The organism is Streptomyces sp. NPDC002386 (genome assembly GCF_053593175.1).
In genome coordinates this window covers 52,922-65,386 of record NZ_JBSFBX010000020.1, presented here as the reverse complement: position 1 = coordinate 65,386, position 12,465 = coordinate 52,922, and the positions used below count along the sequence as shown (strand labels likewise).

Annotated in this window: 11 protein-coding genes; all 11 read left to right on the top strand. The window is 71.1% G+C overall.

Annotation, left to right across the window (positions count from 1 at the left end):
- Positions 1-19: 19 nt before the first annotated feature.
- The 11 genes from gap (at position 20) to ACWCPN_RS31445 (ending at position 12,456) form a co-directional block, all read left to right on the top strand.
- Entirely contained in the window at positions 20-1,024 is a 1,005-nt protein-coding gene (gap, locus tag ACWCPN_RS31495; RefSeq protein WP_451213121.1) for a type I glyceraldehyde-3-phosphate dehydrogenase, read from the top strand.
- A gap of 178 nt (positions 1,025-1,202) precedes the next feature.
- On the top strand, positions 1,203-2,399 hold the full coding sequence (penM, locus tag ACWCPN_RS31490; protein ID WP_451213118.1) for a pentalenolactone synthase: 1,197 nt from the start codon (positions 1,203-1,205) through the stop codon (positions 2,397-2,399).
- Positions 2,400-2,538: 139 nt separating this feature from the next.
- Positions 2,539-3,390, top strand: a complete 852-nt coding sequence (gene ptlH, locus ACWCPN_RS31485; protein WP_451213115.1) for a 1-deoxypentalenic acid 11-beta-hydroxylase — start codon at positions 2,539-2,541, stop codon at positions 3,388-3,390.
- Positions 3,391-3,448: 58 nt separating this feature from the next.
- Complete coding sequence (locus ACWCPN_RS31480; protein WP_451213112.1) at positions 3,449-4,903, top strand: MFS transporter; 1,455 nt, start codon at positions 3,449-3,451, stop codon at positions 4,901-4,903.
- A 127-nt stretch (positions 4,904-5,030) separates the two neighbouring features.
- Entirely contained in the window at positions 5,031-5,831 is an 801-nt protein-coding gene (gene ptlF, locus ACWCPN_RS31475; RefSeq protein ID WP_451213109.1) for a 1-deoxy-11-beta-hydroxypentalenate dehydrogenase, read from the top strand.
- Positions 5,832-5,848: 17 nt separating this feature from the next.
- Positions 5,849-7,603: a neopentalenolactone/pentalenolactone D synthase gene (gene ptlE, locus ACWCPN_RS31470; RefSeq protein WP_451213282.1), complete on the top strand. Its 1,755-nt coding sequence runs from the start codon at positions 5,849-5,851 to the stop codon at positions 7,601-7,603.
- 35 nt (positions 7,604-7,638) lie between these two features.
- On the top strand, positions 7,639-8,538 hold the full coding sequence (ptlD, locus tag ACWCPN_RS31465; RefSeq protein ID WP_451213106.1) for a neopentalenolactone/pentalenolactone F synthase: 900 nt from the start codon (positions 7,639-7,641) through the stop codon (positions 8,536-8,538).
- The gene (locus tag ACWCPN_RS31460) at positions 8,535-9,548 is read left to right on the top strand and encodes a polyprenyl synthetase family protein (RefSeq protein ID WP_451213103.1); all 1,014 of its coding nucleotides are present in this window, start codon (positions 8,535-8,537) and stop codon (positions 9,546-9,548) included. Before ptlD ends, ACWCPN_RS31460 begins: the two co-directional genes overlap by 4 nt.
- 104 nt (positions 9,549-9,652) lie before the next feature.
- Positions 9,653-10,666: a pentalenene synthase gene (gene ptlA / locus ACWCPN_RS31455; RefSeq protein WP_451213100.1), complete on the top strand. Its 1,014-nt coding sequence runs from the start codon at positions 9,653-9,655 to the stop codon at positions 10,664-10,666.
- Positions 10,667-10,780: 114 nt separating this feature from the next.
- Entirely contained in the window at positions 10,781-12,175 is a 1,395-nt protein-coding gene (gene ptlI, locus ACWCPN_RS31450) for a pentalenene oxygenase (protein WP_451213097.1), read from the top strand.
- On the top strand, positions 12,172-12,456 hold the full coding sequence (locus ACWCPN_RS31445; RefSeq protein WP_451213094.1) for a hypothetical protein: 285 nt from the start codon (positions 12,172-12,174) through the stop codon (positions 12,454-12,456). Before ptlI ends, ACWCPN_RS31445 begins: the two co-directional genes overlap by 4 nt.
- Positions 12,457-12,465: the final 9 nt, after the last annotated feature.

The window sequence follows — 12,465 nt, the reverse complement described above, 5'->3', positions numbered from 1 at the left end:
GCTAGGTGAGGACACACCAATGACTGTGCGAATCGGCATCAACGGCTTCGGACGCATCGGTCGCAACGTCTTCCGCGCTGCGGCCGCGCGGAGTTCGGAGCTGGAGATCGTCGCCGTCAACGATCTGGGCGACGTGCCCACGATGGCCCACCTGCTCGCCTACGACTCGATTCTGGGACGCTTCCCGGAGGAGGTCACCGCCGAGCCGGGCGCGATCCGCGTGGGTGACCGGACGGTCAAGGTCCTCGCCGAGCGCGACCCCGGCGCCCTGCCCTGGGGCGACCTGGGCGTGGACATCGTGATCGAGTCCACCGGCATCTTCACCGACGCGGCGAAGGCCCGCGCACACGTCGACGGCGGAGCAAAGAAGGTCATCATCGCCGCTCCGGCCAGCGGCGAGGACTTCACTGTGGTCCTGGGCGTCAACGACGGTGACTACGATCCCGAGCGCCACACCATCGTCTCCAACGCCTCCTGCACCACCAACTGCCTCGGCGTACTGGCCAAGGTGCTGCACGACGCCGTCGGCATCGACAGCGGCATGATGACCACCGTCCACGCCTACACCCAGGACCAGAACCTCCAGGACGCCCCGCACAAGGACCTGCGCCGGGCCCGGGCCGCGGGCCTGAACATCGTGCCCACCTCCAGCGGCGCCGCCAAGGCCATCGGCCTCGTCCTGCCGGAACTCGCCGGCCGGCTGGACGCCTTCGCGCTGCGGGTGCCGGTCCCCACCGGCTCGGTCACCGACCTCACGGTCACCACTCGCCGCGGCACCACCGTGGAGGAGGTGAAGGAGGCGTACGCGGCGGCGGCCTCGGGGCCGTACAAGGGCCTGCTGTCCTACGTGGACGCCCCGTTGGTCAGCACCGACATCGTGGGCGATCCGGCCTCCTGCGTCTTCGACGCCGGGCTCACCCGGGTGTCCGGCCCGCAGGTCAAGGTCGTCGGCTGGTACGACAACGAGTGGGGCTACTCGAACCGCCTCATCGATCTCTCGCTTCTCATCGGGTCGACTCTGTAGTTTCTCGCCGACCCGGCGTCTGCACCACCCGCACGTCAGTAACGGTCGCCCTCCGAAGCGGCGGCCGCCGCTTCGGCGCGCCCGTGCACCGGCGCGCAGCGCACCCGACGTCACCGAAGCCGTCGGCGCGCTCGGATGCCCGACGAATCCCCTGCACGACGCCACGAGGACAGGCTCAATGACGGAACTTCCCAGGTTACCGTTCGACAACCCCGACATAATCGGCATCGCGCCCCAGATGCTCGCGCTGCAGCAGGAGGGGCCGATCACCAGGGTGCGGACCCCCGGTGAGGACGCGTGGCTGGTCACCCGCTACGACGAGGTGAGGACACTCCTCGCCGACCGACGGCTCCGTCTCAGCAATCCCGACCCGGAGCCGTCGGCCAAGAGCGCGGCCCGGGCCTTCATGGTCGCGCTCATGGCCGGGGACGACCACGAGACCGAGCCCGCCCGGCACGCGCAGATGCGCGCGCTGCTCGTCCCCCGGTTCACCACGCGCCGTATGCGCCTGATGAAGTCCCGGATCGAGCACCATGTGGACGAACTCCTCGACCAGTTGGCCGCCAGCGCTCCGCCGATCGACCTGCACCGCGCGCTGTCGTTCCCGCTGCCGACCATGGTGGTCTGCGATCTGCTCGGCGTGCCGCTGGCCGACCGGGAGCGGTTCGGACAGTGGGCGAGAGGCACGTTCGACCAGAGCGACAACCAGCACTCGGCGAACACCTTCCAGCAGGTCGTCGACTACATGATGGAACTCGTGGCGCGCAAACGGGTCGAGCCGGGCGACGACATCCTGTCCGAACTCATAGCCGCGGCGGGCGACACGCTGTCGGACGCGGACATCGCCCAACTGGGCAACGCGGTACTGCTGTTCGGCTACGAGACCACCATCGTGCGCATCGACCTGGGCACCCTGCTGCTGCTGCGCAATCCGGCCCAGCGCGCCCTGCTGGTCGAGAATCCCCAACTCGCGCCGGCCGCGGTCGAGGAGATCCTGCGGCTGGGCGTCGGCGGCAAGGGATCCAACGCGCTGATCCCGCGCTACGCACACGGTGACATCGCCGTCGGCGAGACGGTGATCCGGACCGGGGACGCGGTGATGCTGGCCATCGGCGCGGCCAACTACGACGACCGGGCCTTCCCCGACGGCGACCTGTTCGACCTGGCCCGCGTCAAGCCCAGGTCCCACCTGGCGTTCGGGCACGGCGCCCGGCACTGCATCGGCCGCACGCTGGCCAGGATCGAACTGACCGCGGTGTTCGAGCGGCTGTTCCGCAGACTCCCCGGCCTGCGGCTCGCGGTACCCGAGGAATCGGTGCGCTGGCAGGAGCACCGGATCACCGGCGGGTTCGACGAAATTCTCGTCACCTTCTGAGGTGCGTCGCGCGACCGACGCCACAGCCGTCCACCGTTCATGGTGACCGGTGGCTCGTCCCCGAAGCCCGAACCCGTCGGCCCGCCCGGATGTTCGACGCTCCTTCCCCCACGCCCAGACGTCACGAGGACAAGGATTCATGCCGGACACTTTCAGCGACTACGTCGACTGCACGCCCCTTCTCGACGACCGTGAGGCCCTCGACCGGTTCTACGACGAGCACGGCTACGTCTACCTGCGCGGCGTCCTGGACCGTGAACTCGTGGCAACGGCCGCCGGGCAGATGCTCGACGGCCTGATCGCACTCGGCCACGCCGCCCCCGGCACCACGCTCGACACCCTCGCCATAGAGTCCTACGAGGCGGTCGACGAAGTGGCGATGCACGACTACGTCAGGTACGACGACCTGTGGAACCACCCCTCGACACTCAAGGTCTGGGAGCAGGTCTTCGGCGAGCCCGTCTTCGTCTTCAAGTCGACGACGATCCGCTACTACCCCTCCGCCCCGGACACCGCGGAGCCGCACTTCCTGACGCCGCTGCACCAGGACGGCTTCTACATCGGCCCGAACAAGGACTTCCGCACCGCCTGGATACCGCTGCTCCCGACGACCCGCGGCACAGGCGGGGTCGCCGTCGCCGACGGCAGCCACCGCAAGGGCCCGCGCGAGCACGTCGTCACCGAGAACTTCCGCCGCTTCGGGCACGCCGTGCGCGGTATCCCGGCGCAGGAGTTCGGGGCGGGCGAGCAGCTGCTGTTCTCGCCCATGGAGCCGGGCGACGTGATCCTCTTCCACGCCTTCATGTGCCACAAGTCCCTTCCGAACGTCTCGGTGGACCCGGCCGGCATGCGGATGTCGATGGACACCCGCGTCCAGCCCGCCTCCTCGCACCGCGGGTTCAACGCTCTGACCCCGTGGCCGGACTCGGCGAAGGACGCCTCCAAGGGAATCATGTCGAAGATCACCGGCACCCCCACCACCACCGAGTGACCTCGCCACCCCCGCATCCGCCTCAACCGTCCCCCACAAGCGCCCGGGTAGGCAACGCATGACGAAACGCGAGGGTCTCCCCCCTCTGACGGAGCCCAACGCGGCACAGCAGCCCTCGGCCGGCACGGAACCGGCCGCCGTGGGTCTCAGCGGCATCGCCCTCATGGTGGTGCTCACCGGATACGCCCTGTCCATCGTGGACGCCTCCATCGTGAACGTGGCGCTGTCCTCGATCAGCGACGACCTCCACGGCGGCGCCGCCGCGCTGGAGCTGGTGGTGTCCGGCTACGGCCTCACGTACGCCCTCGGCCTGGTCCTGGGCGGACGGCTGGGCGACGCCTTCGGCAGACGGCGCGTGTACGCCTTCGGGCTCGCCGCGTTCACCGTCACCTCGGCGCTGTGCGGACTCGCCCCGACCATCGAGTTCCTCGTCACGGCCCGGCTGCTGCAGGGCGCCGCCGCCGCCATGCTCGTACCGCAGGTGCTGGCGACGATCCAGGCGGTCACGACGGGGCAGACGCGCGCCCGTGCGATCGGCATGTACGGCGCCACCGCGGCCCTCGGCATGGTCATCGGGCAGATCCTGGGCGGACTGCTGGTCTCGCTGGACGTCGCCGGGATCGGCTGGCGGGCGGTGTTCGCGATCAACGTGCCGATCGGAGTGGCCGCGCTGCTGGCCGTCCGGCGCGTCCCCGCGACCAGGGCGGACGCGAGGCCGGGCTTCGACCCGGTCGGCACCCTGCTGTTCGGCGTCACCATGGTCTGTGTCCTGGCCGTGGTCGTGGCGGGCCCCGACCTGGGCTGGCCGCTGTGGCTGTGGGCGCTGCTCGTGGTCGCCGCGCTGGGCACGCTGGCGCTGGTGCGGGTCGAGCGCGGGCTGGAGGCGCGGGGTGGATCGCCGCTGCTGGCCCCGTCGGTACTGTCCCGTACCGGGATGCGCCGGGGGCTGGCGGCGATGGTGCCGTTCTCGGCCGGCTTCGGCGCCTTCCTGTTCGTCTACGCGCTGGTCGCGCAGGGCCACTTCGGCCTGGACGGGCTCGCCTCCGGCGGGGTGCTGGTGCCGTTCGCCGCGGCGTTCTTCGTGGTGACCCTGTTCACCCCGAGAATCGCGGCGGCCCTGGGCGGCCGGATCGTCACCCTGGGCGCCGCCGTCCAGTGCGCGGGCCTGGCGCTGCTGGCACTGGTGATCCGGCTGGGCTGGCCGCACCCCTCCCTGGCGCTCGTGCTCGTCGGGATCGGCCTGTTCGGTGTGGGGGCGGCGCTGACCGGCCCGACGCTGTTCCGGATGATCCTCGCCGACGTACCCCCCGCGCAGGCCGGCATGGGCAGCGGTGTGCTGGTGACCAGCCAGCAGATGGCGACCGCGCTGGGCGCGACCGTCGGCGGAACCCTCTACGTCTCCCTGTCCGGCTGGCTGTCGACGGTGTCGGCGGCCGTGCTCGTCCTCGCCCTGCTGGTGTGTTTCGCGGTGACCGTGCTCGTGATCAGCCTGAAGCTCCCCGACCCCAGGTGACACCGGCGCCCCTCGAACGGCGCGATCTGATCCAGACCTTCTCGTCGGCAAGGGCGCGCCGTTCCTCGGTGTTCCCGCGCGCAGAAGCGGAGACAGCCAAGTGCATTTGCAGACAAGGACAGCCGTGGTGACCGGCGCGGCCAGCGGGATCGGCCTCGCCCTCAGTGCCCGCTTCGCACGGGCCGGCGCCGGCGTGGTGATGGCGGACGTGGAAGGCGACGTACTGCGCCGCCGGGCCGCCGAACTCACCGCGCGGGGCGCCCAGGTCACCGCCGTCGCCGTAGACCTGACCGACCCGGAGGCCGTCGGACGGCTCGCACAGACGGCGTTCGACGTGCTCGGCGACGTCGACGTGGTGTGCAACAACGCCGGGGTCCTCGGCCCCGTCGGTCAGCCTCTGTGGGAGGTGCCGCTGGAGCGGATGCGGCGGGTCTTCGAGGTCAACCACTGGGCGCACGTCCTGGTGGCCCGCGCCTTCGTCCCCCGGCTGCTGGAGCGCGGCCGGCCCGCCCATCTGATCCACACCGCCTCGATGTCCGCGTTCGTCGTCGGCGCCGGCAGCGCCGCCTACGCCGCCTCCAAGCACGCCGACCTCGCGGTCGCCCGCAGTCTGCGCGCCGACCTGCGGGACACCGGGATCCGGGTGTCGGTGCTGTGTCCCGGCCGCGTCGACACCCCCATGGTCCAGGGCCTGACAGCCCCGCGCGGCGCGGGAGGTGACACGTCGGTGAGCGCCGAGGACGTCGCCGCTGTCGTGTGGGAGGCCCTCGGCACCGACCGCTTCTATCTCTTCAGCAACTCCGACGCCCCGCTGCGGCTGCGCGATCAGTTCGACGACGTATGGCGTCATGTTCCCCTTCCGCCCCCTTCCCCCGAGGAGGAGCTGTGGCACGCGCAGAAAGCGACGACCGTGGCGATGGAGCACTGAGCATCGACCTGGAAGCGGTGAGGGAGAAGTACCGGCAGGAACGCGACAAGCGCGGCGCCGGCCGCACCTACCAGTTCGCGCGCGGTGACTTCAGCCGCTACGCGCGGGACCCCTACACCGAGCGGCGGGAGCGCGAACCGCTCACGGACGAGGTGGACATGGCCGTCGTCGGCGCCGGCATCGGCGGCCTCCTCACCGGCGCCCATCTGCGCAAGGAGACCGGCCTCGACCGCATCCGGCTGATCGACGAGGCGGGCGACGTCGGCGGCACCTGGTACTGGAACCGCTTCCCGGGCGTCCGGTGCGACGTCGAGAGCTACATCTACATGCCACTGCTCGAAGAGATCGGCACGATACCCACCGAGAAGTACTCCACCGGGCCCGAGATCTTCGCCCACCTCCAGCGGATCGCCCAGCGGTACGACCTCTACCGCGACGCCCTCTTCCAGACCACCGTCACCGAGCTGCGCTGGGACGAGGACGCCGGGAAGTGGCTGGTGAGCACCGACCGCGGGGATCGGTTCCGGGCCCGGTACGTGGCCATGTCGATCGGTCTGATGCACCGCCCCAAACTCCCCGGTCTGCCGGGCCTGGAGACGTTCGCCGGGCACTCCTTCCACACCAGCCGCTGGGACTTCGACTACACCGGCGGTGACAGCACCGGCGGCCTGACCGGGCTGAGGGACAAGAAGGTCGGCGTCATCGGCACCGGCTCGACGACCATCCAGCTCGCCCCGCACCTCGCCGAGTGGGCGGAGCAGCTCGTCATCTTCCAGCGCACCCCGGCCGCGGTCGACGTCCGCGGCAACCGGCCCACCCCGCCCGACTGGGCGGACGGCCTCGAGCCAGGCTGGCAGCAGCGCCGGATGGAGAACTTCCACGCGCTGACCTCCGGCGTCCCGCAGGACGAGGACCTGGTCCAGGACCGCTGGACCCAGACCACGGCGAAACTGGCCGCCGCGATCCTGCCCACCGGCGACACCGGCGGCGATCCGAAGGAGCGGGCGCTGGCCGCCGAGCGGGCCGACTTCGTCAAGATGGAGGAGCTGCGCGCCCGCATCGACGACGTCGTCGTCGACCCCGCGACCGCCGCCGCCCTCAAGCCCTACTACCGCGTGTACTGCAAGCGGCCCTGCTTCCACGACGGCTACCTCCAGACCTTCAACAGGCCCAACGTGACCCTGGTCGACACCGACGGGCGGGGCGTGGAGCGGCTCACCCCGGCCGGGGTGGTCGCGAACGGCCGGGAGTACCCGGTCGACTGCCTGGTCTTCGCCACCGGCTACGAGCACGAGTTCGCCGTCCCGTACACCGACCGCGCCGGGTACGACATCGTCGGCCGCGACGGCGTGAAGCTGTCGCAGAAGTGGGCGGACGGGGCGCACACCCTGCACGGACTCCAGGTGAATGGTTTCCCCAACTGCTTCATCCTGTCGAAGGTCCAGGCCGGCCGGCACGTCAACATCGCCTACATGCTGGGCGAGCAGACCAGGCACCTCGCGCACATCGTCAAGTGCGTCGAGGAGCGCGGCCACCAGGTCGTGGAGGCCTCCGAGGCCGGCGAGAAGGAATGGGTGGAGGAGATCCTCCGGCTCGCCTCCAACGACATCGACTTCCTGGAGAACTGCACGCCCGGCCTCTACAACAACGAGGGCGACCCGAGCGGACTGCCCCTGCTGAACTCGAGCTACGGCGGCGGCTCGGTGGAGTTCGTGAACATCCTCAGGCGCTGGCGCGAGGCGGGCGACCTCGCCGGCCTCGAACTGCGCTGACCACCCCCACCCTGCAGCGAAAGGAGGCAACTCCCATGGACGTGACACCGATACCCGGCGCCGCGCTCGGCGCCCTCGTGCACGGCGCCCATGTCGGCGGCGACATGGACGACACGCAGTTGGAGGAGGTCTGGGCGGCGCTCGACGCGCATCTCGTCCTCGTCTTCCGCGGCCACAAGACCCCCTCCTACGAGGACTTCCTGGCCTTCGGCCGCCGCTTCGGGCACATCCCGAAGACCGGTCTGACCAGCGGCGCCCACCCCGACCACAACGAGATCCTGATCGTCTCCAACCTGGTGGAGGACGGCCGCAAGATCGGCGTCGGCGACGCCGAGTGGATGGGCTGGCACACCGACTACTCCTTCCGCCCCCGCGTCTCGCAGATCGGTTTCCTGGAGGCCGTGGAGGTGCCGTCCTCCGGCGGCGGGGAGACGCTCTTCACCGACATGTACGCCCTGTACGAGTCGCTGTCGCCCGAGGAGCGCCGGCGTCTGCACTCCTACCGGGTCCGCCACGCCCTGCGCACCGGGTACGAGGAGACCATCGAGGAGGAACTCCAGGGCGAGGTGTCCCTCGGCGAGGGCACCGAAGAGATCCAGCCCGAGGACGGCACGTCCACCGTCCACCCGCTCATCGCCCGCAATCCGCGCACCGGCCGCCAGTCGGTCTACATCAGCACCCTGAACACCAAACGGATCGTCGACCTCGCCCCCGACGAGAGCCGCAAGCTGCTCGACGAGCTGCTGGCGCACGCGGGCAAGCCCCGGTACACCTACGCCCACACCTGGCAGCCCGGGGACATCGTCATGTGGGACCAGCTCGGCACCGTCCACGCCAAGCAGGCCTTCGCACCGGCCGAACGGCGCATCATGCGCCAGGTGGTCAGCATCTTCGACGATCCGACCGCTCCCTGGCGCGCGGAGGCCGCCGCATGAGCACCGCCCCCGCCTGCCTCAGGCACAGCCGGGTCACGATCACCCCGGCGTTGCGGGCCGCCGTCGACCGGCTGGACCACCGCACCCGTCACCAGGCCGCCTACCACTTCGGCTGGACCACCGCCGGCGGCGCGCCCACCAGCGCCGACGCCGGGAAGGCCGTCCGGCCGGCACTCGCGCTGCTGTCGGCCGAGGCGGTCGGCGCACCGCCGGAGGTCGCCCTGCCCGGTGCCGTCGCCGTGGAACTCGTGCACAACTTCTCCCTCGTGCACGACGATCTGATGGACGGCGACGAGGAGCGCCGGCACCGGCGCACGGTGTGGAAGCTGTGGGGTCCCTCCAGCGCCATCCTGACCGGTGACGCGATGCTGGCGCTCGCCCAGGAGGTGCTGCTGGACACCGGGCTGCCGACGGCTGCGCCCGCCGCCCGGCTGCTGGCGCGCACCACCCGGCATCTGATCCGCGGCCAGGTCCAGGACCTGGCCTTCGAACAGCGCTCGCACGTCACGGTCGAGGAGTGCGTCGACATGGCCGCCGGCAAGACCGGCGCGCTGCTGTCGGCGAGCGCGGCGATCGGCGCCGTCCTCGCCGGTGCACCGGAGGCCACGGTGGACGCGCTGGCGCTCTACGGCGACCAGGTCGGCATCGCCTTCCAGCTCGTCGACGACGTGCTCGGCATCTGGGGCGACCCGGCCGTCACCGGCAAGTCGGTCCACTCCGACCTGCGCTCCCGCAAGAAGTCCCTGCCGGTGAGCCACGCGCTGAACCAGGACGGTCCGCTCGGCGACGAGCTGGCCACCTGGTTCAGCACCTCCGGCGAACCGGACGAGGCGGAACTGCGGCGCGTCGCCGTCCTGATCGAGGACGCCGGCGGCAGGGACTGGGCGCTGGCCGAGGCCGCCCGGCGCATGGCGCTGGCCGAGGACGCGCTGCGCGGTGTCGAGCTGGACGCCGGAGCGCGGGACGAACTCCTCGCGCTCGGGCGGTTCGTCGTGGACCGCGAGGTCTGAGACCGGACCCGCCCCCTGCGCCCACCCCTCGCCTCCCGTCCCCCATCCCGCCCTTTGACCATGCCCGCCGCACCCCCGCAACCCACTCCTAAGGACTTCCCCCCATGCCCCAGGACGTCGACTTCCACATACCCCTGCCGGGTCGGCAGAGCCCGGACCACGCCCGCGCCGACGCCGAGCAGCTCATCTGGCCGCGCTCGCTCGGGCTGATCAAGTCCGAGGCGGCGGCCGAGCGCCATCTGCGCGGCGGCTACGCCGACCTGGCCTCCCGTTTCTACCCCCACGCCACCGGTGCCGACCTGGACCTGGGCGTCGATCTGATGTCGTGGTTCTTCCTGTTCGACGACCTCTTCGACGGGCCGCGCGGCGAGCACCCGGAGGAGACCAAACAGCTCACCGACGCGGTCGCGGCGGCGCTGGACGGCCCCCTCCCCGACACCGCGCCCCCCATCGCCCACGGCTTCGCCGACATCTGGCGGCGCACCAGCGAGGGCATGACGCCCGCCTGGTGCGTGCGCAGCGCCCGGCACTGGCGCAGCTACTTCGACGGCTACGTCGACGAGGCGGAGAGCCGCTTCCGGGACCGGCCGTACAACTCAGCCGCCCAGTACCTGGCCGTGCGCCGGCAGACCATCGGGGTGCAGCCGACGGTCGACCTCGCCGAGCGCGCGGGCCGCTTCGAGGTGCCGCACCGGGTATTCGACAGCGCCGTGCTCTCCGCGATGCTCCAGATCGCCGTGGACGTCAATCTGCTGCTCAACGACATCGCCTCGCTGGAGAAGGAGGAGGCCCGCGGCGAGCAGAACAACATGGTCATGATCCTGCGCCGGGAGCACGGCTGGTCCAAGGACCGCAGCGTCGCCCATATCCAGAGCGAGGTGCGGGTCCGCCTGGAGCAGTACCTCCTGCTGGAGTCCTGCCTGCCGCAGGTCGGCGACATCTACCGGCTCGACGATGCCGAGCGCGAGGCACTGGAGCGCTACCGCGACAACGCGGTGCGCACCGTGATCCGGGGTTCCTACGACTGGCACCGTTCCTCGGGCCGCTACGACGCCGAGTTCGCGCTCGCCGCCGGTGCCCAGGGCTACCTGGAGGAGCTCGGCAGCACCGCCCGTTAGCGGCACCGCCCACCAGCCCACGCGGCGCGCCCGGTCGGCGCGGGCGGCGGCACAGCCGCGGGCGGTCCGGACCGGCTGTCAACAGATCAGTAGAGACGGGAAGTTGAGAATCGAATGAGCGAGCAGACCACCTTCTCTGCGGGAGCGGCGCCCGGCGCGCTGCCCATCGTGGGACACGCCCTCCAGATGATGCGTCATCCCGTAAACTTCATGACCTCGCTGTCCGCCCACGGCGATCTGGTCGAGATCAGGATCGGCCCCACCACGGCCTACGTCCCGACCCACCCCGAACTGCTGCGGCAGGTCCTGACCAACGACCGCGTCTTCGACAAGGGCGGCGTCTTCTACGACCGCGCCCGTGACATCGCCGGCAACGGCCTGGTCACCTGCCCGTTCGCCGACCACCGCCGCCAGCGCCGGCTGATGCAGTCGGCGTTCACCCGCGGCCAGCTCAAGCGGTACGCCGAGGCCATGCACGCCGAGATCGAGGACACGGCGTCGCGCTGGCAGGACGGCATGGTCGTGGACGCCTTCCAGGAGATGTACGGCATGGCCCTGCGAACGGTCGGCCGCACCCTGTACTCCACGCCCGTCAGCCCCGAGCTGGCCGCCAAGGTGGAACGTTCCTTCGATGTCGTGCTCAACGGCCTGTTCCGGCAGATGTTCCTGCCGGCCTCCATCCGCCGGATGCCCCTGCCCTCCCAGCGCCGGTACAAGAGCAACCTGGACTTCCTGCACGAGACCACCCAGCAGCTCATCGACGACTACCGCAGCTCCGACACCGAGCACGACGACCTGCTCGCCGCCCTGATCGCCTCCCGCGACGACGACGGCGGCCGGCTCGGCGACACGGAGATCCACGACCAGGTCATCACCGTCATGGCGGCCGGCACCGAGACCGTCGCGGGCACCCTCACCTGGGTCTTCTACCTCCTCTCCCAGCACCCGGAGATCGAGGCGGCGCTGTACGACGAGATCGACACCGTCCTCGACGGCCGCGCCCCCGAGTGGGACGACCTGCCGAACCTCTCCCTGGCCGACCGGATCATCTCCGAGACGCTGCGACTGCACCCGCCGGCCTGGCTGTTCACCCGCCTCACCACCTCCCCGGCCGAGCTCGCGGGCCGCCTGCTGCCGGCCGGCTCCACCGTCGTGTTCAGCCCCGCCGCGGTCGCCCAGTACGAGGACGCCTTCGAGGACCCGACGAGGTTCGACCCCGACCGCTGGCTCCCCGACCGTGTCTCGCCGGGCGCCCGCCCCGCCTACGTGCCGTTCGGCACCGGCGCCCGCAAGTGCATCGGCGACCTCTACGCACGTACCGAGGCCACCCTGGGGCTCGCCACCATCCTCGGCCGCTGGCGGGTCACCTGCGAGCCCGGCATGGACATCCGCCCGGTCCCGCTGGCCACCGTCTACCACCCGCGCCGGCTGCGGCTGCGGCTGGACGCACGCACCCCCCGCCGGATGTCCTCCGCCGTCCCCGCGCCGGCCGGGGGCGACGCGACATGAGTGAGGGGAACGTCGTCCTGGCCCAGCGGCGCGGCTTCCGCGCGGGCGTGCGGTGCGCCCACGGCATCGTCGAGCGGGCGCTGGACCTGCACGGAACGCCGGTGTACGTCCGCAAGGAGATCGTGCACAACCACAACATCGTCTCGGAGCTGCGAAAGCGCGGTGCGGTCATCGTCGACAGCGACGCGGAGGCGCACCCGGCGGCAGCCCGGTTCCCGGCCCCTCGTCGTCCTCCAGCGCCTGACGGCCGTCGCGGCGTCCGAGGCGCCGCCGACCGCTGACAGGGACGA